The 23,259-nt window shown below is 51.3% G+C and carries 21 protein-coding genes; all 21 read right to left on the bottom strand.

Translation table 11 applies throughout. The features are described from left to right. Nucleotides 1-339: 339 nt before the first annotated feature. Nucleotides 340-1,626, bottom strand: coding sequence for a DUF1576 domain-containing protein (locus tag WMO41_RS03945; RefSeq protein ID WP_349228651.1), 1,287 nt, complete (start codon nt 1,624-1,626; stop codon nt 340-342). Nucleotides 1,627-1,637: 11 nt separating this feature from the next. Beyond that, nucleotides 1,638-2,471 carry an undecaprenyl-diphosphate phosphatase gene (locus tag WMO41_RS03940; RefSeq protein WP_349228650.1) on the bottom strand — a complete coding sequence of 278 codons (834 nt, stop codon included), beginning with the start codon at nt 2,469-2,471 and terminating at the stop codon, nt 1,638-1,640. 47 nt (nt 2,472-2,518) lie between these two features. Continuing rightward, complete coding sequence (locus tag WMO41_RS03935; RefSeq protein ID WP_118530512.1) at nt 2,519-3,199, bottom strand: uracil-DNA glycosylase; 681 nt, start codon at nt 3,197-3,199, stop codon at nt 2,519-2,521. Nucleotides 3,200-3,283: 84 nt separating this feature from the next. Continuing rightward, nucleotides 3,284-4,045, bottom strand: a complete 762-nt coding sequence (gene hisF, locus WMO41_RS03930) for an imidazole glycerol phosphate synthase subunit HisF (protein WP_349228649.1) — start codon at nt 4,043-4,045, stop codon at nt 3,284-3,286. A 31-nt stretch (nt 4,046-4,076) separates the two neighbouring features. Continuing rightward, nucleotides 4,077-4,682 (bottom strand): imidazole glycerol phosphate synthase subunit HisH, encoded by a 606-nt coding sequence (gene hisH / locus WMO41_RS03925; RefSeq protein ID WP_349228648.1) that lies wholly within the window; start codon nt 4,680-4,682, stop codon nt 4,077-4,079. Between the two features lie 38 nt (nt 4,683-4,720). Further along, nucleotides 4,721-5,494: a hypothetical protein gene (locus WMO41_RS03920; RefSeq protein ID WP_349228647.1), complete on the bottom strand. Its 774-nt coding sequence runs from the start codon at nt 5,492-5,494 to the stop codon at nt 4,721-4,723. 44 nt (nt 5,495-5,538) lie between these two features. After that, nucleotides 5,539-7,554 carry an ABC-F family ATP-binding cassette domain-containing protein gene (locus tag WMO41_RS03915; protein WP_349228646.1) on the bottom strand — a complete coding sequence of 672 codons (2,016 nt, stop codon included), beginning with the start codon at nt 7,552-7,554 and terminating at the stop codon, nt 5,539-5,541. Nucleotides 7,555-7,630: 76 nt separating this feature from the next. Next, nucleotides 7,631-8,644: an MBL fold metallo-hydrolase gene (locus tag WMO41_RS03910; RefSeq protein ID WP_349228645.1), complete on the bottom strand. Its 1,014-nt coding sequence runs from the start codon at nt 8,642-8,644 to the stop codon at nt 7,631-7,633. Between the two features lie 90 nt (nt 8,645-8,734). Beyond that, complete coding sequence (locus WMO41_RS03905) at nt 8,735-9,757, bottom strand: electron transfer flavoprotein subunit alpha/FixB family protein (RefSeq protein ID WP_349228644.1); 1,023 nt, start codon at nt 9,755-9,757, stop codon at nt 8,735-8,737. A 29-nt stretch (nt 9,758-9,786) separates the two neighbouring features. Beyond that, entirely contained in the window at nt 9,787-10,584 is a 798-nt protein-coding gene (gene etfB / locus WMO41_RS03900; protein WP_118541787.1) for an electron transfer flavoprotein subunit beta, read from the bottom strand. Between the two features lie 20 nt (nt 10,585-10,604). After that, entirely contained in the window at nt 10,605-11,750 is a 1,146-nt protein-coding gene (locus WMO41_RS03895) for an acyl-CoA dehydrogenase family protein (RefSeq protein ID WP_177292062.1), read from the bottom strand. A 94-nt stretch (nt 11,751-11,844) separates the two neighbouring features. After that, a complete protein-coding gene (locus WMO41_RS03890; protein WP_349228643.1) occupies nt 11,845-13,467 on the bottom strand; it encodes a class I adenylate-forming enzyme family protein in 1,623 nt (540 codons plus the stop codon). A gap of 101 nt (nt 13,468-13,568) precedes the next feature. Then, entirely contained in the window at nt 13,569-14,810 is a 1,242-nt protein-coding gene (locus WMO41_RS03885; RefSeq protein ID WP_349228642.1) for a CaiB/BaiF CoA transferase family protein, read from the bottom strand. 45 nt (nt 14,811-14,855) lie between these two features. After that, nucleotides 14,856-15,980, bottom strand: a complete 1,125-nt coding sequence (locus tag WMO41_RS03880) for a YkvI family membrane protein (protein ID WP_349228641.1) — start codon at nt 15,978-15,980, stop codon at nt 14,856-14,858. A gap of 135 nt (nt 15,981-16,115) precedes the next feature. Beyond that, on the bottom strand, nt 16,116-17,225 hold the full coding sequence (locus tag WMO41_RS03875) for a 2-hydroxyacyl-CoA dehydratase subunit D (RefSeq protein ID WP_349228640.1): 1,110 nt from the start codon (nt 17,223-17,225) through the stop codon (nt 16,116-16,118). Nucleotides 17,226-17,227: 2 nt separating this feature from the next. Next, a complete protein-coding gene (locus WMO41_RS03870; RefSeq protein ID WP_349228639.1) occupies nt 17,228-18,463 on the bottom strand; it encodes a 2-hydroxyacyl-CoA dehydratase subunit D in 1,236 nt (411 codons plus the stop codon). A 175-nt stretch (nt 18,464-18,638) separates the two neighbouring features. Continuing rightward, nucleotides 18,639-19,418: an acyl-CoA dehydratase activase gene (locus tag WMO41_RS03865; RefSeq protein WP_349228638.1), complete on the bottom strand. Its 780-nt coding sequence runs from the start codon at nt 19,416-19,418 to the stop codon at nt 18,639-18,641. 214 nt (nt 19,419-19,632) lie between these two features. Further along, entirely contained in the window at nt 19,633-19,779 is a 147-nt protein-coding gene (locus WMO41_RS03860) for a hypothetical protein (RefSeq protein ID WP_349228637.1), read from the bottom strand. A gap of 70 nt (nt 19,780-19,849) precedes the next feature. Then, nucleotides 19,850-20,551, bottom strand: a complete 702-nt coding sequence (locus WMO41_RS03855) for a GntR family transcriptional regulator (protein WP_349228636.1) — start codon at nt 20,549-20,551, stop codon at nt 19,850-19,852. Nucleotides 20,552-20,682: 131 nt separating this feature from the next. After that, nucleotides 20,683-22,314 (bottom strand): class I adenylate-forming enzyme family protein, encoded by a 1,632-nt coding sequence (locus tag WMO41_RS03850; RefSeq protein ID WP_349228635.1) that lies wholly within the window; start codon nt 22,312-22,314, stop codon nt 20,683-20,685. Nucleotides 22,315-22,510: 196 nt separating this feature from the next. Then, a complete protein-coding gene (locus tag WMO41_RS03845; RefSeq protein ID WP_349228634.1) occupies nt 22,511-23,194 on the bottom strand; it encodes a GntR family transcriptional regulator in 684 nt (227 codons plus the stop codon). Between the last annotated feature and the right edge of the window lie 65 nt (nt 23,195-23,259).

Below are 23,259 nucleotides of genomic sequence, written 5' to 3'. Positions count from 1 at the left end.
AATGAGACTGACTTCCGGTATTTTCCGCATATCTGGTTGTTTGCATCTCGATCACACGTGTCCGAATGCAGCGGATTTTCATCCGATGCAGGCGAACGCGTGTTGTGAGAGCAAGCAAACAACGATATGTGAAAATAAAGGAAGTCGGTCTCTTTCATTTCCGGACCTTATTCGTTCCGTCCCCTGATTTTTATATTGCTAGTAACTGTTCAGTACCCTCACAGTTACGGGCAAAAATCCATTGAAAATTGCCTTCGGCAATGGGATTTTTGCCTGCAAGCCCATGTTTTCATACGGTCAGCGCAGTGAATGCGCAGACCTACTGAACAGTTACTATTGCTACAGCGACAATCCGCCCCGTGCTCTTGCGCGTCTGTCGCGGATGGACTGGATCACCGGAACCAGGAACATGGCCACAAGGCCGCCTGCGAACCCGTTGTTGTAGAGGTTCATGCCTCCGTACACGATTCCTACATTCAGCGCTACGGAAGAATGCAAAAATCCCGCGATCACACCGGCGATGATTCCAAACTCACCGGCAATCGGTGCCAGAGTGGTAGAAAGAAGCAGAGCAAGGATCGCCGATGGGTCGGTGATGTTCCAGCTTTTTGCCTCACTGGCAATCAGCACTCCGGCCATGACCGGAAGAATATTGCGCAGGTGCTTACCGGTAGCACTGAAGCCCACCACGGTAAAGATTCCGCCGATGGTCGGACCATTTAAATCACCGCCCACCATCACCACAAACAGCATGGTAACCAGGCCATTCACACCCATATTGATCATGACGGCCGCGCCGCCCTCGGACTTGTAATAATCCGTACCACCCAGGCCGTAGGACCGCAGGATACTGCGGTAATCCTCCAGCGCCATGGGATCGGTAATGATACCATACAGGATCATGACACCAAACAGGATGGACAGCAGAATGATAAAGGTCTGATTCTGCCCGGTAAACCAGATCAGGCGGGATTCAATGGTTACGCCAAAGGATTTCAGGATAGACACGATCACCGTCGCAATAATGCCTCCCGCAAATCCCACGTTGTAAAGGGAATAACCCTTATGAGAATAATGCACATGGGTACTTAACGGTGGCAGCACGAATCCGATGATAATGCCCGTAGCCGCGCACAGAAGAAGCCGCAGCGGAAGCGGCAGGTCCACAATGTGCATAACCTGGCTCACGATGGGCGAAAGGCTCGTCCCGTAAAATCCCACATACAGATAACGCTTCACAGTCGTCTTATGGTACTTTGCGTACAGGAATACGCCCACCAGGATCATCCAGATGTTTAGCAGGTTCTTTCCGAACAGGGAAAATCCAAACATCAGACAGGTGGATGTGACGGTATGACCGTCAAAATTCATATCCAGAGCGTACATGATGCCGATACAGATCAGTGTCAGTACACCGGCATTTACAAAGGCCGCGCCCACACCTCCGATCACGAAATAGTCCGTGATCAGAAAGTCCGGCTCCCGTATGATCTGCACGATTCCCTGCAGAATTTCATCCACCGGCTGCATGAACAGCCCCGCCACAATAAAATACAGCGGAAGCAAAGACAGGATCAGAAAGCATTTCTTCTTTGAAAGGGGTCTCTGTATTCCAAATCGATTCATCGATTCCTCCATTATCCAAGGAATGCAGTTACTCCGAAATAGAACAGCACGATGACGCCCAGCACGATCCGGTAATAACCAAATACCTTAAAGTTATTCTTTCGGATATAGCCCATCAGGAATTTGATGGAGTACACCGATACTACAAAAGCGATCACCATACCGGCGATCAGGTAAAACAGCTCCAGTCCGGTGAAATGGAAACCGAACTTCACAAGCTTTAACAGGCTGGCGCCAAACATGACCGGAATTCCCAGGAAAAAGGAAAATTCCGCTGCCGCGCTGCGGGAGCAGCCCAGGATCATGGCGCCTAAAATGGTGGAACCGGAACGGGAAGTACCCGGCACCAGGGAAAGCACCTGGAACAGGCCGATGAAAAATGCGGTCCGATAAGAAATCTGTCCGGTGCGCTGGATTGGAAAATCCGTGTACTGGTTATGGTTCTCCAGCACAATAAACAGCACGCCATAGATGATCAGGGTGGCGGCTACCACATATCCGTTGTAGAGATGCGCATCCATCCAGTCATCCAGCAAAAGTCCCAAAACCGCTGCCGGAATGCAGGCCACCACGATCTTCATCCAGAGTCTTATGGTACTCACCTTCTGGGCCCTTGTCTTTCCCGGATCAAAGGGATTCAGACGCCGGAAGTACAAAACAACCACTGCCAGAATCGCGCCCAGCTGAATGACTACCCGGAACATGGACATGAACGCGTCTGTCACGTTTAAATGGATGATCTCATCCACCAGGATCATATGGCCGGTACTGCTGATGGGAAGCCATTCGGTAAAGCCCTCCACAATACCCAGCACCAGAACCTTTAAGAATTCAATAAAATCCATAATTCTGCCTCATTTCTTTCTTGTCATTTTTATAACAATTCAAAGGATTATTTTACCACATTTTCAATCTGCCAGTCAATCGGCGTCAGCCCGTTCGCCTCTAAAAAGGCATTGGTCTTGCTGAAGGGCCTGCTGCCGAAAAAGCCCCGGTACGCGGAAAGGGGGCTCGGATGCGGTGCCTCCAGGATCAGGTGTTTCGGATTGTTTAACATGGACTTTTTCATCTGGGCCGGTCTTCCCCAGAGGATGAATACCATCGGGCGGTCCTGCTCATTTAAAATCTTAATGGCCGCGTCGGTAAACTCCTCCCAGCCAATGCCGTGATGGGAATTGGCTGCATGGGCACGCACGGTCAGCACCGTGTTAAGCATCATGACGCCCTGCTTCGCCCATTTGACCAGATATCCGTTGTTCGGTATGTAACAGCCCAGATCGTCGTGCAGCTCCTGGTAGATGTTCACCAGGGACGGCGGGATCTCCACATCCGGCTTCACGGAGAAGCACAGACCGTGGGCCTGACCTACGTTGTGGTAAGGGTCCTGTCCCAGAATTACCACTTTTACCTCTGATAATGGCGTAAATTCAAACGCATTGAAAATATCATTCGGATCCGGAAACACCTGCCGTGTCTCGTATTCGTGTTTTACTGTCTCGTACAGTTTCTTATAATATGGCTTCTTAAACTCCCCGCTTAACGGGCCCAGCCAGTCATTTGCAATGGCTCCCATAGCTTCTCCTTTCATTTCCGGTGCTGCTTTTCCATGCACGGTACCCTGCCAGAAGCGCTGAGACCTTGCACGCAGCTCCTTTCATCACAGCCGCACGGAAATGCCCCGCTCCCGCAGATACTGCTTCAGGTCACGGATTTCCAGTTCCTTATAGTGGAACAGGGATGCCGCCAGCGCCGCGTCTGCCTTTCCCTTCGTCAGGGCATCGTAGAAATGCTCCTTCTTTCCAGCGCCGCCGGAGGCAATGACCGGAACCGACACGTTCTCTGCAATCAGGGAAGTCAGCTCATTGTCATAACCAGCCTTGGTTCCGTCACAGTCCATGCTGGTAAGCAGGATTTCTCCGGCACCCAGGGAATCTGCCTTCATGGCCCACTCCACGGCGTCCAGCCCAGTGTCAATGCGACCGCCATTCTTGTATACATTCCAGCCGGAGCCATCTTCCCGGCGTCTGGCATCTATGGCCACCACCACGCACTGGCGGCCGAACTTATCTGCCGCGTCGCTGATCAGTTCCGGTGTATTAATGGCAGAAGAATTGATGGAAATCTTATCCGCGCCCTCTCTCAAAAGCCTGCGAAAATCTTCCACGGTGCGGATGCCACCGCCCACCGTAAACGGGATAAACACGGTCTCTGCCACCCGGCGCACCATGTCCACCACGGTCTCTCTTGCGTCGGAAGACGCCGTGATATCCAGAAATACCAGCTCATCGGCACCGGCTTTGTCGTAGGCTGCCGCAATCTCCACCGGATCTCCGGCATCCCGCAGATTCACGAAATTCACACCTTTTACCACCCGCCCGTTGTGAACATCCAGGCAGGGAATGATTCTTTTTGTAAACATATGCTGTACCTCCCGCAAACTGTCCTGTCTGTTACAGGCTGATGAAATTTTTCAGGATCTGAAGTCCCACCTCACTGCTCTTTTCCGGATGGAACTGGCAGGCAAACACATTGCCCTGCTCCACCGCCGCGTGAATGTGGGTGCTGTATTCCGTAGTAGCCGCCACGATTTCCGTATCCGCTGCTTTTAAGTAATAGGAATGTACAAAATACACATAGGATCCGTCCGGAACTCCGGCAAACAGCCTGGTTCCCGGTTTGATTTCCAGGGAATTCCAGCCCATGTGCGGAATCTTCAGGCCCGGGCAGTCCGGAATCTTTAAGATCTCGCCCTTTAAGATGCCAAGGCCTTCCACACCGTCGCTCTCATCACTGCGTTCAAATAAAAGCTGCAGGCCCAGGCAGATGCCAAGAAGCGGCGTCCCCTTCTTTACCGCACTGCGGATCACATCCACCAGTCCATACTGATGCAGGCGCTCCATGGCGTCGCCAAAGGCACCCACGCCCGGCAGAATCAGCTTGTCTGCCGCAAGAATGGTTTCTTTATCTCTTGTTACAACCGGCTGCTCGCCCAGGGCGATCAGCGCTTTTTCCACACTTCGTATATTTCCGGCATCGTAGTCAATAATTGCTATCATCGGTCTCCTCCATGTAGTTGCTGGTTATCAGTTCGAATTTATTCTACATTATAATCACTTTTTATGATCCAGTCTACCGAATTTTGATGCACGCCCTGCGCCCGGTCTTTTAGTTCTTCCGTTGTCTGCGGGAAGGTCTGGTTCACCCGCAGGAAAAAGGAGCACTGATTAAAAAATGCAGTCTTCTCAAAGGGGAAGCGGATCACGCCCGGATTCGCAAAGCCCACGCCAAGTTCCAGAATCACCAGGTCCTTGTTGAAGGTTCCGGTCAGCCACTGGGTGTAGCGGGACCACTGGGGCAGATATCCTTCCTCTATGTACGGATGGGCCTCGATGGTATTGCCGGTTAACGGCGCGCCGCAGTGCGGGCAGATGCCGGACGGAATCTCATCCGGTTCCCAGATATCCTTCGTGCATCCGGCGGAACACTGCTTCCAGGTCTCATTGCCGCAGGGTGCCACAATACGCTGCACCCGCTTGTCCTTCGGTTTTTCCTTCACCGGAAACAGGCGGTCCATCATTGCCTGGGTCTGCTCGTCCGCAGCCGGACAGGACACCTCCTCCATGTGAATTTCTTCTGTCACGGCTGTCTCGTTTTCACTGCCTAGCTTTGTATCAAAAATCAGCGCGTCCGTGGCCATGGTAATGATGAAGTAATCCTTATCCTTCACCAGGTCATACAGCTTCTCATAAGCTTCCCTGAGCCGCGCCTCCTGAGCCGCGTCCCCGCGTTTCCATTTCCACTCTTCGCCCAGGCCGATCAAAAGCTTCTGACAGCCGGTCAGGCGTCCGCGTATCTTCTCTGTATCCATGTTCATCCTCCTGAAATTTCCAGTTCTATCTTTCTGCTATCTGTTTATGCATTCGGCACAGGTTCTCCGTGTACTTCTTCATATACCTCAAACCATGCCATACACTGCTCATGCCACCGTTTCCAGGCCTCATCCCGCTGCGCCTTCGCGGCTGCCACATTCTCTGGCAGTCCCGGTATCATGTCCTCCGTCAGTCCTGCTGCCTCCACGACCGGCATTTCCGCAGGCTCCACATCTGCCCCGGTATCCGCGCTTGTCCGCGCCGCACCATCCGGCATCCAGTACGCTTCCGACATCTTCCAATCATCCAAAAGTCCCTGGTACTCTGCCTCCAGCCGTCCATACTCCAGCTCCTCCGGCTCCAGCTTTTCGTATACCAGCCGCAGCTTCCAGTCCGCGTAGGCTTCCTCCGTGGAAAATTCGCGAAGCCGGTGACGCTCCGCCTTCGGCACGGCACGCATGCCTTCCAGCAAAGCAGCATCCTCCGCCTTTACCTGAGCAGAAAGCTCTTCTCCGTACTCCTCCGCTTTCTGTTTCTTCTCCAGATAATGCTCGTACCCGAACGGATAGTACATCGGACCGTTCTCCTCAAAGATCAGCACACTCCGGGCCACCTGACGGATAAAATACCGGTCGTGGGACACAAACAAAATGGTTCCCTTATAAGCCTGAAATGCCGACTCCAGTGTCTCCTTCGCCTGCACATCCATATGGTTGGTGGGCTCGTCCAACACCAGAAAGTTTGGCCGGCTCTGCAACAGCTCCGCCAGCACCAGCCGCGCCTTCTCGCCGCCGGATAAATCACTCACCCGCCGGGATGCCAGCTTTCCGGGAAACAGATACATGCCCAGAATGTTGCGCACCTCTTTCTCCGTCATGGATGGAAACAGGTCATGAAAATGCTCCGCTACTGATTTCTCCGACTGAATTTCCGCGGAGTGCTGGTCAAAATACCCGATGGTGATGTTGTTTCCCAGCACACACCGCCGTTCCACCGACTTATCCTTCTCCTGAAACGGCTGCAGAAGTCCTGCCACCGTCTTTAGAAACGTGCTTTTCCCGGCTCCGTTGGCCCCCAGAATCCCTATCTTCTGTCCGCGGCGGATCCGCAGGGTAATCTCTAAAAGTGCCCGGTCATAGCCGATCTTCAAATGCGCTGCCTCAAACACCCACTTGCTGCCCGGAATGAGCGGTTCGATATCTCCGGTAAACAGATGGACATCATCCTCCACCGATTTTTCCACCCGTTCCATGCGCTCCAGCTGCTTTTTCTTCGCCCGGGCAAAGGAAGCCTTGGTGGGCTTGTGCCGGAACCGCTCAATCACGCCGTTTAACCGGTCTTCTTCCTCTTTCTGCCGTTCCCAGGCTTTTCGCTGCCGTTCGATGCGTTTTCGTTTTTCCGCCCGGTATTCACTGTAATTACCCGCGTACCGGGTCAGCTTCCCATCAGAAACCTCCACCACAGCCTCTGCCACCTGATCCAGGAAGAAGCGGTCATGGGACACCAGCACCACCGCGTGCTCATAGCGCTTTAGATACTGCTCCAGCCACTGGATCGTGGCAATGTCCAGGTGATTGGTCGGTTCGTCCAACAGCAGAATATCCGGCTTTTCCAGAAGCAGGCGGATCAGCGCGATCTTTGTCTGCTCGCCGCCGGAGAAATCTCCGATCTTTTTATGCTTATCTGCTCTGGCAAATCCGAATCCGGTAAAGATTCGGTCATATTCCTGCTCGTATTCAAACCGTTCCCTTGCAAAGGTATCCCGAAACGGGCACGCCGCCAGCAGGATTTCCTCCACCGTCTGTTCCCGGTCCGAAAAAGCCTGCTGCCGCAGCATCCCCACAGTCAGCTGGCGGGAGCACGTCACGCCGAGCCCCTGCCGCTTATCATCCCGGTCCAGGGAAAGCTCCCCCGCGATCAGGCGAAGCAGCGTAGTCTTTCCAGCGCCATTACGCCCCACCAGGGCAATCTTTTCATTTCCTTTTATCTCAAAATCCACATGGGACAAAATCACATGTCCGCCCGCCGAAACGGTACCGTCTGTAATCTGATATAACATAAAAACCTCTTTTCTCTGCTACTGGTAACAGTGTAGCAAAAAAAAGAGGCTTTTAAAAGTTTTTTACCGTATCTTTTTATTTCTCCACAGATTCATAATGCACGCCGGTTTCCCCGTGAACTTCCCGGACCAGTCCTTCCTGTTTCAGATGGTCCAGATGCGCAAAGCACTCCCCCAGGGCAAACCAGCGCTGGGCCGGCGGGAAATCATCCCAGCCATTGCAATGGATCTTCCATTTCATGCAGCCCGTAATGTCATAAAGACAGGGCTTCTTCACCGGGTCATGCTGCAATTCACGGACGATCCTCAGACAGTCTGCCAGACGCTTCTTATGATGTTCCTTCAGCTGGCTGATCCGAAGCTTCGTGTCCCCCGCCTCCCGGTGTCCCGGAAGCGGCAGGGTAACCGGATAAGCGGCTATCTTGTCCAGACTCCTTAAATAATCTCCAAGGGAGTCTGGCACATCCCACCAGTCCGTGATATTCGGCGTAATGTCAAACAGCACGTGATCTCCCAGAAGCATGGCGCCGGTGCCACAGACTTCAAAGCAGAAATGTCCCGGCGTATGCCCCGGTGTCCAGATGGCCCGCAGCATATACCGGCCCGCAGGGATCATATCTCCCTCTTCAAGAAGGGTATAATCCCGGAACGAAAGCGGCGCTGCCATGGTTCTGGATGGCGTACAGGCCAGCATTGCCTGCAAAAGATCTTCCGCAATCCCGTTTTCCCGGAACCGTTCGGATCGGTGTTCCTGCAGGGTTCCATCCATAAACCGGTAATCCTCCCGGCTGATATATACCTTTCCACCCGGCCGGATCAGCTCCGGCGCATTCCCACTGTGGTCTGCGTGAAGGTGGGTCAGCAGAATATCGGTATCCTCCATGGATACGCCTAGCTGTGCCAGTCCTTCCAGAAGCGCTTTTTTACACCCTTCTGTCCGGAATCCGGTATCCACCAGCAGATTGCGTCTCCCCGTCTCCCTGCTGCCCAAAAACAGATAGCTGTTTAACTCCTTGAGCGGGTTTCCTTCCAGCGGGACCGGGATCCGGAATACCCCGGGCAGTACCTCTCTGATATCATAGGTGGTCATCTCTAAATCCTCCGCGTTCTGCAATTCCTTACAGGAAAAGAGCGGGACACATCTGCATCCCGCTCTCTCTTATAAAGGTTCGTTTTCCAATCAGTCTTTTGCTTCTACCTTATCCAGCTCCTCGATGATTGCCGGGATCACTTTGTACAGATCACCCACAATACCAACGTCTGCGATCTCAAAGATCGGTGCGGACTCGTTGGTGTTGATGGCAACGATCAGCTCGGAATCCTGCATACCTGCTACATGCTGGATAGCGCCGGAAATACCGCATGCAAAGTATACCTTCGGTTTTACGGTGGTACCGGTCTGTCCTACCTGGTAGGAGTGGTCGATCCAGCCTGCGTCAACTGCTGCACGGGAAGCTGCGACAACGCCGCCCAGCTTGTCAGCCAGCTGCTTTAATAAGTCGAAGCCTTCCGGCTTGCCAAGTCCCATACCGCCGGAAACGATGATCTTCGCGTCGGTCAGGGAAACGGTCTCCTTTAAGCTCTTTACGATTTCCAGAACCTTGGTACGGATCTCGCCTTCCTTGAAGGAAACGTTTAATTTTACTACCTCGCCCTTACGGCCTTCCTGGTACTGTGCTTTTTCCATAACACCAGGACGTACGGTAGACATCTGCGGTCTGTGATCCGGGCAGATGATGGTTGCCATTAAGTTTCCACCGAATGCCGGACGGGTCTGCTGAATCTTCTTGTCAGTCGGGTCAATCTCCAGCTTGGTGCAGTCTGCGGTCAGACCGGTGTTGCAGTTAACTGCCAGACACGGGCCAAGGTCACGTCCGATGTGGGTAGCGCCTAACAGAACGATCTCCGGTTTGTACTCTTCAATTGCCTTGCCAATGGTAATGCTGTACGCATCGGTACGGTAATCCTTTAACTCCGGATCATCTGCCAGATATACCTTGTCTGCGCCATAGGCGAACAGCTCATCGGTCAGTCCCTCTACTTTATCACCAAGAAGTACGGCACACAGCTCGCATCCAACTGCGTCAGCCAGCTTGCGGCCCTCTCCGAGCAGCTCGATTACTACCGGCATGATTTTGCCTTCTCTCTGCTCTGCAAATACCCATACGCCTTTGTAGGCGCTTAAATCCTTTACGTCTGCCATTTCTTCGTACCCTTTCCTTTCACTTGTGCTTAGATGTAATGCTTCTCGACCAGTTTGCCTACAAGCTTTGCACCCATCTCCTGAATGCTGCCCTCAAGCATTTCGCCCTTGCCCTTCTGCGGTGGGGTGAAGGAACGGAATACACGGGTAGGAGAAGCTTTCAGTCCACAGTCTGCCGGATCCAGGTCAACTGCAACGTGATCCCATACGGTAATCTCTTTCTGGTAAGCATCTACGATACCGCCAATGCTCATATATCTTGGGGTGTTTAACTCTTTTACAGCGGTTAACAGGCACGGCATGCCAACTTCGATCACCTCGTAACCATCCTCGAGCTGTCTCTGAACGATCACCTTGTCACCCTCAACTTTGTAATCCTGTACATAAGTAACAACCGGAACACCAAGTCTCTGGCCGATCTGCGGTCCTACCTGAGCAGTATCGCCATCGATTGCCTGACGGCCTGCGAAGATGATGTCTACCTTGCCCAGCTCGTTTACCTTGCGGATGCCGGCTGCGATGGTGGTAGAGGTTGCACAGGTATCTGCGCCGCCGAATACACGGTCACTTAACAGATAAGCTTCATCAGCGCCCATTGCCAGGCACTCACGCAGCATGTAGGTTGCCTGTGGCGGTCCCATAGTTAATACTGCAACGGAGGTTCCCTCCGGGTCTTTGTCCTTTAACTGAAGTGCTGCCTCCAGCGCGTTTGCGTCATCCGGGTTTAAGATACTCGGAACGCCCTCACGGATCAGGGTTCCCTTAACCGGATCAATCTTTACTTCTGTGGTGTCTGGCACCTGTTTTACACATACTAAGATCTTCATTGTGGTCTGCTCCCTCCTAATTACTTCAGTAATTTACCAGAAATTACCATCTGCTGTACCTGGCTGGTTCCTTCGTAGATCGTGAATACACGGCAGTCACGGAACATACGCTCAATCTTGTAATCCTTGATGAAGCCGTATCCACCATGGATCTGAACGGTCTTTGCAGCAATCTCGTTGCAGACCTCAGATGCGTAGAATTTTGCCATGGAAGCTGCCATGGAAGCATCCTGACCGTTATCGATCAGCCATGCGGTCTTGTAAACCAGGTTCTTGGCTGCTTCAAGCTTGGTTGCCATCTCAGCGATCATAAATGCGATTGCCTGGAACTTTGCGATCGGACGGCCAAACTGTTTTCTCTCTTTTGCGTACTTGATTGCCTCATCCAGACAGCCCTGTGCAACACCGATGGACTGTGCGGCAACACCCATACGTCCGGTATCCAGAGTCTTCATTGCGTTGATGAAGCCCTTGCCTTCCTGGCCAAGCAGGTTGTCTTTATGTACGCGTACGTTCTCCAGAATGATATCACTGGTTGCGCAGCCTACAACACCCATCTTCTTCTCCGGCTTACCACAGGATACACCCTCCTGCTTCATGTCTACGATGAAAGCGGAAATGCCTCTGGTTCCCATGCTCATGTCGGTCTTTGCGTATACAACAGCCCAGTCAGCCAGCGGTGCCATGGTGATGAAGGTCTTACGGCCATTCAGAATGTAGTAGTCACCGTCTTTAACTGCGGTGGTCTGCATGCCGCCTGCGTCGGAACCTGCGCCCGGCTCAGTCAGGGCGAAGCAGACTTTCTTCTCGCCGGTTACAACCGGACGTAAATATTTCTCTTTCTGCTCAGCGTTTCCGGAAAGAAGGAACGGACCGCCGGAAAGGGAGTTCGGAGAGGAAACATAGATACTTGCGACACCAGATACTCTCGCGATCTCTTCCATAACGATAACGTAGGAACGCGCGTCTCCGCCCTGTCCGCCATACTGTTTCGGAACCTTAATTCCGAAGAAACCGGCTTTTGCCATCTTGTCGAGGATTTCCTCCGGGAAAACCTCCTCTTCCTCGACTTTATCGAGGACTTCTTTTGTCAGCTCTGTCTCTGCAAATTCTCTTGCCAGTTTTCTGACCAGCTCATGCTGCTCTGTGAAAAATGCTTCTGCCATCTTGCTCTATTTCCTCCTTCATACATGCTTGTCGTAACTGCTCAGTACCTTTACAGTTACTTTGTATCTGAACCGGATTGCTCCGGCTGTACACTTATCCTTTTGCGCCGCCATCCAGCTCACGCTGTTTTGCGGCACGCTCCGCTGCTTCTTTGCGCAGCTCTTTTAACTCAATCTTACCACTTGCGTTCATGGGGAATTCCTCAAACCAGAATACATAGGCCGGAACCTTGTAGTCTGCCAGATGCTTCTTTAAATAGGAAAGCATCCGTTCTTTGTCGATCTGCGCTCCCGGCTTCGGAATGACGCAGGCCGCAATTTCTTCCTGAAGAACCTGAGCCGGAACACCTACTACCTTAACATCCGCGACTCCCTCATACCGGCGGATCGCAAGCTCAATCTCCTGCGGGGAAATATTTTCTCCCGCGCGGATGATCATCTCCTTGATGCGCCCGGTAATGTGAAGCTCGCCCTTTTCGTCAAAGTAACCGGTATCTCCAGTCCTCAGCCATCCGTCTTCTGTAAAGACTTTGGCGTTGGCTTTCGGTAAATGGTAATACCCAAGCATGACATTGTAGCCCTGAACCTGGATTTCTCCATTTTTCCCCGCCGGTACTTCCTTCCCGGTTCCAAGATCCACGATGCGTGCCTTCACATGTTCGATCACATGCCCGGCCGATAGCGCCTTGACCTCGTTCGGATCGTCCCAGTCCGCAATGGCAATGCAGGGCGACGTTTCTGTCTGTCCGTAGGACGGCTGCAGATGCATCTGCGGAAACCGTCTGCAGATTTCCAGAAAATCTTCCGGGGTACACGGGGAACCTGCAATGATGCCAGATCTCAGATTCGGCGCCTGTCTTCCCGCATACTTCGGTTTGCGGATCAATGCGAGAAACATGCTGGGAACACCATTTAATATGGTACATTCATACTTGTCAATGGCATCCCACACATGGGCTGTCCGAAAATACGGGATCAGGCACATATCCATGCCGCCTGTGATACAGGCGATCACACCAGCCGTGATACCGAAACAGTGAAACAGCGGTACGGTGATGCACATCTTGTCCGAAACACCCCAGTGCATAGCCTCCACCATGGCACGGCTGTTGTTGATCAGCTGCTCATGGCTCAGCAGGATTCCCTTCGGAAGGGATGTGGTGCCGGACGTAAAGATCATGCAGGCCGCGTCCTCCGGCTGTACCTGGCTTTTTAATTCCTGAATGCGGGCCAGAACCTCCGGTGACTTTTCCCGGCGGCCGAAGCTGTCCGGACTCATCCAGGTTCCCGCTTCCTTTTCATCCAGATGGAGGAAGCGTTTTACCTTTGGCGTATCCTGCCGGATGTCCGCGATCACATCGTCGTAGACAATGTCCTTACAGCCAGCGCCGCAGAATACATATTCCACATCGGAATACTGGAGGATGCCCTTCAGTTCCTCATCCCGGTAGCAGGTGTTGATCAGCACCGGAACGGCCCCGATCTTCACCAGCGCAAGAAAGGTAAATACCCAGTTCGGGCTGTTGACACTCCAGATTCCCACGTGGGTTCCCCGGGTGACTCCCATATCATCCAGCCGGCCGGCCATCAGGTCTGAGGTTTCATCCAGCTGCGCGAAGCTGCAGCTCCAGCCAAACATTTCCATGGCGGTATGGTCTCCGATCACGGCTGCCTGCTCCTTCAGATACTGCCCGATTGTTTTTCTCATCAGTTCCATGTTCTCTCCAACTTGTATACAAGTCATTGCCGCATAGAGGGCTGCGTGGCTTCTGCGCCCGCGCAGCCCTGTTTCCTTACTGTAATGCTAAGGAACACTCTTTATGCTTTTTTCGGATCTTCCCAGATATAAAGAGTTCCGTTTGCTTTCAGTGCATCAATCTGCTCATCATTATAACCGATTTCCTTCAGAACATCAACACCCTGCTCACCGATTAACGGTCCACGTCTGTAATCCGGAACACCCATATTTTCAAACTTAACAGGTGTACGAACCAGTCTTCTGGTATTGCCATTAGAATAGGTCATATCGTAGAAGCAGTTATTTGCCTCTGCCTGCTTATCGTTGCGGATCTCGATCCAGTTCTGGCACAGTGCGAACGGAATATCTGCTGCAGTCAGGATTTCTCTCCATTCTGCTGCGGTCTTCTTTTCGAAAGCTTCCATAACAATATCATAAACTTCCGTAGTCAGACCCTTTTCCTGACAGGTCAGGATCGGGAAGTAATTCTCATTCTCTACCAGATCCTCACGGCCTACTGCTGCAATGAACTTCTTGTAATAGGTGTTGTAATCCGGCATACAGGTCTGAATATAACGGTCATCTGCGGTATGCCATGCGGAGTTGAACGGGTTAGCACCATTGCGGATGTTGATCGGATACTGCTGTGCAATACCTTCATAGTTGGATGCCTGAACCATCATGCCCATGTTATATACAGCACTCTCAAACAGGGAGGTCTCAACCTTCTCACCAACACCCTTGGTCTTTGCCTGATATAATGCAGCCAGAATACCGGCTACCAGGTTCATGCCTACGTTGTGGTCACCGACACCAGGTGCACCGTTAAACGGAACATCGCTTCTCTGACGCAGCGTCTCAAAGTATCCGCCTCTTGCGAAGAATGCGGTAAAGTCAAATCCCGGAAGATCCTTATCCGGACCATACTCACCATAACCGGTACAGATTGCATAAACCAGCTTCGGATATCTTTCCTTTAAGGTTTCATAGTCAAGACCAGCTCTCTGAAGAGCCTGCACGCGCCAGTTGGTGATCAGGACATCTGCGGAATCCAGCAGCTTGAAGAATGCCTCCTTGCCCTCCGGAGTTTTCATGTTCAGGGAGATACATCTCTTATTACCATTCTCCAGATCCCAGGTTGTATTCTCATACATATCTAACGGACGTCCCTCAGACGGAGCGGTATATCTTAACGGATCACCCTTTGCGGACTCAATTTTAATAACATCTGCTCCAAGGTCAGCCATAAATCTGCCTGCGGTTGCCGCAGCGATAAAGGTTGCCAGTTCAATAACTTTTACACCTTCCAATGGTTTGCTCATTTTATGTTACACTCCTTTTTGAAAAATATAGTGTTCCTAACAGATTCAGTCTTTGGTATCGAACTTGGTAGCTGCCATATGTACCAGATACGGGATCATGATAACCGGAATGGTTAAGTAACCAAGGTATTTGTAGCCTACTGCCACGATCTTATTCAGGCCAAGCTGTGCGATACCAAATGCTACTACGGTACAGATCAGGGTAACAACGATAACCTTTACACCCGGTTTTGCAGTCGGATCAAAGTTTTTGTCCAGAGAAGAACATACACGGTTGGACATACCTGCGATCATGTTTACTGCAGTAGATACAGAACCAAGTACGATCAGGATGGAAATGATCGGACGAAGCACGCCCGGTGCCACGCCTCTGTTTACCAGGATCAGCAGCGGAATGCTCTCGGTTGCGAAGTTCGGATCATTTGCGATTGCCATCAGACCAACAACAGCCATCAGGCAGATCAGAACGTTTACGAAAAATCCCTGAACCATAGAGGTCTTCGCGTCATCCGGAGATGCGAACGGTTTTGCGTGCTGTACTAACAGACCGATGGATGCCAGCTGGAAAGCTGCATATACGAAGCCGATCCACAGTGCCTTGCCAAACGGTGCCGGATTTGCCATGCTCGCGGAAATGTTTGCGGAAATATCACCCCACTGTGCGATGATGTTCGGAATATAAACGATCAACAGTCCCGCAACAATCAGTACCGATAAAGTAGCAGCCACTTTACGTACTACGTTGGTGCCATATACAGCTACCGCAAAAATAAAGATTCCTACAAAGATCGTTCCAACCCAGTGATTAATGCCAAACGCACTTTCCATAGTACTTACGCCGGTTGCGAATGCTGCTGCCGGAGCTACGCATATCGTCACAATATATACCAGCTCATACAGGTTGGAAAAAATCGGAGCATACTTACCGTAAAAACTGTTGTTAAAGCTTCTGTAATCGTATACCTCATGCTTCTTGGCGTATTTCAGTGCGTACCACTGGAAGAAGGCGCCTAAAAACTGAGTCATGATACAGGTTACAAAAGCCCAGATTCCAAATTGAACAAAATACTGACGCAGCTGGTTTCCGGATGCGAAACCGCCGCCAAACTGTGTCGTAAACCATACAAATGCAACACCAACTGTTACTGACATTTTGTCTTTACTAATCATAATGTCGTCCCCCTATCTTTCTTTAACCGGGCAATTTGTGAGGTGTCTGCCTGACAAATGCCCGCAGTCCCTTTTATGCCGGACGGGCATTCCCACCCGCCCGGCGTTGTGACATTTTTTACTATAACACTTTGATTACAGCATTTCTTTGAATGCCTGGATCATGGTTGCTGCCTGCTCGTAGTTTACCATCTGGCGGTCAACCTCGATATTTAAGTTCATGAGACCTGCCTTTTCGCATGCTCTCTTGATCGGAACGTAGTCGAACTCCTCCGGATCACAGAACTTGGTCATCAGAACGATGATGCCCTTTGCGTCATGAGCCTTTGCCTGCTCAACGATGTAATCCACACGTTTCTTTTCCTTATCATAAAGGAGTGTGCAGTTGTCCATGTTCGCGAATTTCTGTGCCAGTGCGTCTACCGGGTTATCCATCTCCGGAGTATCGGTACGGTACTGTCTGGTCTCGTCTGCCACATCGTCTGCAACGATCTGGATGCCGTTGTCATCGAAGATCTTTAACAGGCCAGGTGCATCTGCCAGGATGCCGCTTACCAGAACGCGTGCGGTGCGGGTGCTCTTCGGGCCGGCTAACAGCTCTGCGGTCAGCTTTTTTACGATTGCGGTGTGCTCTTCCGGAAGCATGAACCATGCGCTCTTGAATACATCGCTTCTCTCAGCTGCTGTGATGTCTGCGTTTGCTGCTGCCTCGGAGAATGCTCTCATGGCTGCGTTGTGCTCGTTGTATACTTTGATGGACTCAGACAGAGCGAACTCGGAGAAATGTGCTCCGGTTGCAACGGTCAGGTCATTGATGACTCTCTCGTAACCAGCCTTGGTGAACTTGATGCCGAAGTCCGGTTTACGGTTCTGCGGGTAGGTCATCGGGATGAACGGGATATCCTTTACTGCGTATTTCCAGTTCTGGCCCAGAGTCTTTAAGGAGTCACACAGAGACGGGATGATGATAGCGGAAATGCCTTTGTACTCGCCCTTGATTCCCAGCTCCAGGATTGTCTGCATGATAGAGCAGATAAATGCCGGATAATATTTCTTTGCCTCGTTGATCTCCATGTCTGCGCCCCAGACACCCATCGGTACCAGGCCCATGGAATGAACGATCTCCTGCGGTGTATAATAGGTTACTGCAACGACCTTCTTACCTTCAGCCAGATATTTGTCCAGCTGTTTTCTCGGATTTGCAGCAACTTCATGAAGCTGTGCTAATAATTCCTTTGCTGCCATCTTTATTTCCCTCCTTTGTTTGCTTCCATGATCTCTGTCAGGCCCTGTACGCGGGTATCGTACTGTGCCTCAGAGAAGTTTCTCGGATCAGCCTGGTCGCCATCGAAGGAAACAACCGGGATGCCGCATGCCTCGCCGATCTGACGGCTCATCTCAGGCATGAATCCGGACCAGAGTTTGCAGGAGCGGTTGGTATGTACTAACAGGCCCTCAACGTGGTTTGCCTTGCAGAGTTTGATACGTTTGTCTCTAGAATGCTCAAGGTTCATGGCATTCGGAACGTTTGCGTATGCACGGCACATTCCGTCAAAGTCATCGTAGATGAAACCGAATGCGTCAGCATAAATGGTGGTCACCATGTTGATGCCTCTGCCCTTTAAGCCGGTAGAGGTAACACGCAGCCATGGCCAGCATGCGATACCCTCGAACATGATACGGTATTTCTCTTCCGCACGGAAGGTGGAAACTCCTTTCTCATGGTTCTCTTTGTACTCTTTTAACAGGGTCTCCATTGCGTCGCCTGCTTCTTCTTTGCCACGGGCGGTAACCATAACTGCCATGTGGTTTAACAGGTCAAAGCCGTTGAACGGGGACGGAACGTATTTCGCCTGGGAGGTTGCCTCGATCCATGCGCGGCTTGCGCGTCCGGAAGAAGCCATAACCTCTTTGAAGCGCTCATCGCTCCATTTCTTACCGGTATAAGCTTCCAGACCATGAATGACATCCCAGAACTGAGCCTTGATGTACTCAGTCTCAGCATCGGATACCTCGTAATCCGGGTTGAACGGAATATCGATCATGAACATCGGGATGTTCAGCTCTTTTGCCAGGTTCTCGTACCATTTGATCATGCAGTTACAGATGTTGTTACAGCAAAGTACGAAGTCCGGCATTGGCATATCCTGCTCAGGAGCGGATTTCAGTTTTGCGTAAGCAAGGGAGATACGTGCGTATGCGCAGATATCGTTGGAGTAGCCATCGCCCTCTGCCTCGTTACACATTCTCTCACCGCCGCCTCTTGCTGCAATGCCGGCTGCCTGGTTCTCCGGGTAGCAGACATACAGTCCGAGAGTCTCCGGAATCTCTACCGGGAAGTTGCTGGCGCACCAGCCAACCATCTCTCCGCGTTTTTTGGCCTCCATCGCGTCACTGTAAGCCTTTGCCGCAATCTGTCCCAGCTTATACTTTGCTGAGTTCGGATCTGGTGCGGGTCTGCTCTTTTTTACTTCTTCAGCCATTGTGAAAAACCTCCTTTATACATTTTCGTTTTCATTTCCTGAAATAGGTTCCTGCCCTGCCGTTTCCGGCAAAGCGTTCTGGCCGTCCGCGCGTCATTTGCGGCGCCTGTCCGGTCTGTATCAGCTCGCGTCCTCCGCAAAGGAACACGGTAAGCTTTCTGAATTTATTTATTTTTTATGACTGGCTGCTCTTTCCGTATGCGTAAATTGCCGCGCCGAGAGCTCCCAGTTCCTGTGCGCGCTTGTCGTAGTAAATTTCCACGCCAAGCTCTTTTGCCATGGCATTGCGGACACCGCCATTCTGTGCCACGCCTCCGCTCATGCAGACCTCCTCACGGACGCCCACACGCTTTGCCAGGGAAGCAACCCTGGTTGCCACGGACTGGCAGATACCCGCCACCAGGTCCGGGATATCCGTTCCGGATGCCAGCTGGGAGATTACCTCCGATTCCGCAAACACCGTACAGGTGCTGGAGATGCTTGCCGGTTTCACCGCTTTTGCGGCTTCTGTTTCCAACTGGGAAATATCGAGTTTTAAGATATTTGCCATAACATCCAGGAAACGTCCGGTTCCTGCCGCGCATTTGTCGTTCATAACGAAGTTGACCATGCGTCCTTCCTCATTCAGGGAAAGAACCTTTGCGTCCTGTCCGCCGATATCAATGACGGTTCTTGCTCCCGGACATACAAAATGAACGCCCAGTGCGTGACAGGTAAGCTCGCTGACCTGGTAATCCGCGCCGTCATAGGTCTGACGGCCATAGCCGGTTGCCACGGTACACGCCATATCTGCCTGCGTAAGGCCGCTCTCTTTCATGACATTGTCCAGTGCCTGGCTGACTCCGTCGGTTCCGACGGTAGCAACCACGATAGAAGATGCTGCAATCTCGGTTCCATCTTTCAGGATAACTGCCTTGGATGTGGTGGATCCGATATCAATTCCCAGTGTATACATAACTGACACCTCTTCAAACTTTTTCAATGCTTTTTGTTTCACAGTTTGTAGTTGTTAAAAAATAAACAAATTTGAGCAAATAAAAAAGGCATCGCACTTGCGTTTCCAATTTCAGTATTCTAGTATACAAGTTAAATGCCAAAAAAATTTGCTGCGCGATACTTCATTATCGCCAACAAACAGCCCAACTCATGTCCTTATATTATCAAATTTATCAATAGATGTAAATAGTTTCTTTGTTTTTTTTGTGTTCTTCACATAAATTCTTTTTTCTCTTTTTCCACATTTCTTTTACAGGTTTACATAATTCTAGCATTTTTTGTTTATTTTTAAACAGGCTCGTCTCCAAATCAACAGGCATAAATTTTTAAAAAGGCCGGAAATACGCGTTTTCTGCATATTCCGGCTCTTCTTTTTCATTCCAGATCGGATCAACCATTCTTGAAATAGGTCGGGTACTTGGCCATAGCCCGGTCGGCAATGGTGGTGATGGTTTCCAGATGCTCTCCTATGCGGTCCTGAGCCTTCTGGATGTCCCCCTCCGCAATGGCTTCAAATATTTTTTTGTGTTCCGCGATCAGCTGCGGCACACGGTTATCGAAAGCCACATCAAAGTTTCTCCATCTGGACAGGTGCAGCATCAGGCTGTCTAACATCCGCATCATGGCGCTGCGGTTTACACTGTCAATCATGATCTTGTGGAATTCGGCATCCAGCTCCGGGAAACGGCCAAAATAATCTGCCTCATCCCTGTATTTTTCCTGTTCCTTCAGATTTTCCTTCAGGTGCTCTAACATCTGGCTGCGCTTTGCTTCTCCCAATTCAGTAAAAATCTCATACAGGACTTCCTTTTCCACCGCCGTACGCAGTGTTAAAAGATCCGCGATATGGCTTAAGTCCATGAGGCTGACATAAGTTCCACGCTGCGGATAGATCTCAATAAAGCCAAGCTGCCGAAGTCTTGTAAACGCGATGCGAATGACCGAGCGGGACACCCCATACTCCGCAGACATCTGATTCTCACTGATCAGCTGCCCCGGTTCCAGGCGCAGCTGGATGATCCGGTTCAGTATCTGCTCAAAGATTTCGTCTGACGTAATCGGATGATTCTCCCCAGACTTTGCGTAAATCATACTCCTTCCTCCCCGCTGCTCTCATTTTACACAATTCTACGTCAGAATCCGGCCGCTGTCAACCGCGAGCAAATAATGGTAGCCATCAGATGGCCGCCGAATGCCGGACGGGTCATCTTTAAGTTGGTATCTTAACGTTTGATCAGTGCCGCTGTGCTGGTGATGTCCGGGTTCGTCCGAATGATCTCGGCTGCCTGTTTTTTCAGTTCGCCCAGCATCACCTTCCCGCTTGCATTCATTGGGAAAGTTTCCATGCGCACGATATGTGCCGGCAGCTTATAATAAGCCAGGTGGTTCTCCATATGTGTCATAAGCCCTGCATTGCCAATGGTCATCCCTTCCTCCGGGATGATGCAGGCCACGATCATCTCCTGTAGAACCTCTGTCGGAAGACCGATCACCTTCACCTCGCGGATGCCCGGATAATGCCGGATCACCTGTTCAATTTCCCGCGGAGAAATATTCTCCCCGCCCCGGATGATCATCTCTTTGATTCGTCCCGTGACATACAGAAAATTCCGCCCGTCCAGATGTCCCAGATCGCCGGTATGAAGCCACCCGTCCGCATCAATGGTCTTTGCCGTTTCCTCCGGGAGATGGTAATACCCCTGCATGACATTGTAGCCGCGCACGCAGATTTCACCGTCCTCCCCTGTCTGCCGGCAGGTTCCGTCCGGCGCCAGGATCCGTACCTCACAGTGGCGCAGCACCCGGCCTGCCGTTGTGGCACGTTCTGCCTGTGAATCTCCCACATCACTGATGCTGACACAGGGCGCGGTTTCCGTCTGTCCGTAGGACGCGAAAAGAACCAGCCCCGGAATTCCCCTGTGAATCATATCATATTCTTCCCCACTGACCGGAGAACCGGCAATGATACCGTTTCGCAGGCTGCTTAAGTCATAGTCCTTATGGGCCGGGTTCCTGGTGATAGCCAGGAACATGGACGGCACACCGTTTAACACCGTGCAGTGATACTTCTGCACCGTCTCCAGCACCGTCATGGTCTTATAATACTCCACCGTGTGCATGCAGCAGCCGGTGTGGATGCCGGTCAGCAGACTGGCTGTCAGGCCGAAGCAGTGGAACAGGGGAACCGCAATCATCATCTTGTCGGATTCTTCCCAGCCCATGTGGCTGCAGATCTCCAGTGCGCTGTTCACCAGACTGTAATGGCTCAGCATAACCCCTTTGGGCATCGCCGTTGTTCCTGAAGTAAACAGAATGGCCGCCGTATCCTCCGGCTCCACCTTCCGGATATAGCCGCCAATCTCCCGGGTCACCTTTTTCATGCGCTCCGCGAAGACAAAGCTTTTTTCCGTCATCCACTGTCTTGCCGTGTCGCGGCCAATGTAGATCCAGCGCTTCACCGTTCCTTCCAGCTTCTGGGAAAGATGTGCCACCATATCCTCGTACACCAGTTTTTTGTAGCCTTCCCCATAATACACGAACTCCACATCCGCGTAACGAAGCACCTGCTCCAGTTCCTCTGTGCTGTAACAGGTATTCAGAAGCACCGGAACTGCCCCAATCTTGCTCAGAGCCAGAAATACAATGATCCAGTTGGGGGAATTGGTACTCCAGATTCCCACATGGGTACCTTTTCTGATTCCGCAGGAAAGCATTCTTCCTACCATGTAATCACTCAGCGTATCCAGATCCTTCCAGGTATAGCGCTGCTCATCTGCCTCCAGCGCGACACGGTCCGCGCTTTCCCTGACCCGGCTTCTGAGACATTCCGCAATGGTCTTTTTAATCAGCCTCATAACAAACAACTCCTCTGTTCACGCAGTCCTTTCCATCGAAAAAGCGCGGCCTTCATGCCGCGCTTTTTCTTGCGTACTTGTCGACAAGTTTTTCTGTTAATAACTTAACACCTTTCAGGCTGATTTGCAAACATTTTTTTCATTTACAGTGACTTTCGTCAATACTGCTGATTTTCATTTTCCGCTTTTGTCTATTTTAGTGGTAGATAAAATATTCCGGTGCCACCTTCTCCCGGATATAGCGCAGGCGGTTGGTAGTATTCAGATGCCGGTGCAGAATCTCATGTGCTTCCTTCGTCTGATTCTTCATCAGGGCATTCATCAGTGCGGTATGCTCCTCTATGATTTCTGCCTGCCGTCCGGTCCTGACCACATCAAAATTCCGCCAGCGCCGGAAATGAATATAATCCTCCCGGATGATCTCCATCACGTCTTTCTTTCCCACTGCCTCCAGAAGACAGCCATGAAATTCGTTGTCCAGCGCATAAAACGCATCCATATCAATGTTCTCGGATATGGCCGCCCGCTGGCGCTCAATGCACGCCTTCATATTTTCCCCCATCCGGTCCCGGACCTCCTGGGTCTCGAACTGCAAAAGCCTGGTTGCCTCCTGCTCCACGGACTCCCGGATAAACAGGATCAGTTCCACCGCTTTCATGTCGATCAGGCTCACAAACGTGCCCCTCTGCGGATACACAGTCAGAAGCGTCCGCTCCTTCAGGCGGCCAATGGCTGTCCGGATGATATGCCGGGAAACCCCATACTGTTTGCAAAGTTCATTCTCACTGATCTTATCCCCCGGCAGATAAACCAGTTTTTCTATTTTATTACATAAATCCTCATAAATTTCTTCGCTGCTCATCGTTTCCTGTGGTATCATAATTCCCCCTCTCTCTGACTCTCTGAATTCTGGGTTCATGTATGCAAATATTCTGTCATTTCTAT

The sequence above is a fragment of the Ventrimonas faecis genome (assembly GCF_040096075.1).
Classification (GTDB): domain Bacteria; phylum Bacillota; class Clostridia; order Lachnospirales; family Lachnospiraceae; genus Brotaphodocola; species Brotaphodocola faecis.
Note: the sequence above shows the minus strand (reverse complement) of the source record. Positions and strands in the feature narration are given on the sequence as shown.

Coding starts and splice junctions, on each gene's coding strand:
- WMO41_RS03945 (WP_349228651.1), bottom strand. CDS start 1,626: ATGAATCGATTTGGAATACAGAGACCCCTTTCAAAGAAGAAATGCTTT.
- WMO41_RS03940 (WP_349228650.1), bottom strand. CDS start 2,471: ATGGATTTTATTGAATTCTTAAAGGTTCTGGTGCTGGGTATTGTGGAG.
- WMO41_RS03935 (WP_118530512.1), bottom strand. CDS start 3,199: ATGGGAGCCATTGCAAATGACTGGCTGGGCCCGTTAAGCGGGGAGTTT.
- hisF (WP_349228649.1), bottom strand. CDS start 4,045: ATGTTTACAAAAAGAATCATTCCCTGCCTGGATGTTCACAACGGGCGG.
- hisH (WP_349228648.1), bottom strand. CDS start 4,682: ATGATAGCAATTATTGACTACGATGCCGGAAATATACGAAGTGTGGAA.
- WMO41_RS03920 (WP_349228647.1), bottom strand. CDS start 5,494: ATGGATACAGAGAAGATACGCGGACGCCTGACCGGCTGTCAGAAGCTT.
- WMO41_RS03915 (WP_349228646.1), bottom strand. CDS start 7,554: ATGTTATATCAGATTACAGACGGTACCGTTTCGGCGGGCGGACATGTG.
- WMO41_RS03910 (WP_349228645.1), bottom strand. CDS start 8,644: ATGACCACCTATGATATCAGAGAGGTACTGCCCGGGGTATTCCGGATC.
- WMO41_RS03905 (WP_349228644.1), bottom strand. CDS start 9,757: ATGGCAGACGTAAAGGATTTAAGCGCCTACAAAGGCGTATGGGTATTT.
- etfB (WP_118541787.1), bottom strand. CDS start 10,584: ATGAAGATCTTAGTATGTGTAAAACAGGTGCCAGACACCACAGAAGTA.
- WMO41_RS03895 (WP_177292062.1), bottom strand. CDS start 11,750: ATGGCAGAAGCATTTTTCACAGAGCAGCATGAGCTGGTCAGAAAACTG.
- WMO41_RS03890 (WP_349228643.1), bottom strand. CDS start 13,467: ATGGAACTGATGAGAAAAACAATCGGGCAGTATCTGAAGGAGCAGGCA.
- WMO41_RS03885 (WP_349228642.1), bottom strand. CDS start 14,810: ATGAGCAAACCATTGGAAGGTGTAAAAGTTATTGAACTGGCAACCTTT.
- WMO41_RS03880 (WP_349228641.1), bottom strand. CDS start 15,980: ATGATTAGTAAAGACAAAATGTCAGTAACAGTTGGTGTTGCATTTGTA.
- WMO41_RS03875 (WP_349228640.1), bottom strand. CDS start 17,225: ATGGCAGCAAAGGAATTATTAGCACAGCTTCATGAAGTTGCTGCAAAT.
- WMO41_RS03870 (WP_349228639.1), bottom strand. CDS start 18,463: ATGGCTGAAGAAGTAAAAAAGAGCAGACCCGCACCAGATCCGAACTCA.
- WMO41_RS03865 (WP_349228638.1), bottom strand. CDS start 19,418: ATGTATACACTGGGAATTGATATCGGATCCACCACATCCAAGGCAGTT.
- WMO41_RS03860 (WP_349228637.1), bottom strand. CDS start 19,779: ATGCCTGTTGATTTGGAGACGAGCCTGTTTAAAAATAAACAAAAAATG.
- WMO41_RS03855 (WP_349228636.1), bottom strand. CDS start 20,551: ATGATTTACGCAAAGTCTGGGGAGAATCATCCGATTACGTCAGACGAA.
- WMO41_RS03850 (WP_349228635.1), bottom strand. CDS start 22,314: ATGAGGCTGATTAAAAAGACCATTGCGGAATGTCTCAGAAGCCGGGTC.
- WMO41_RS03845 (WP_349228634.1), bottom strand. CDS start 23,194: ATGATACCACAGGAAACGATGAGCAGCGAAGAAATTTATGAGGATTTA.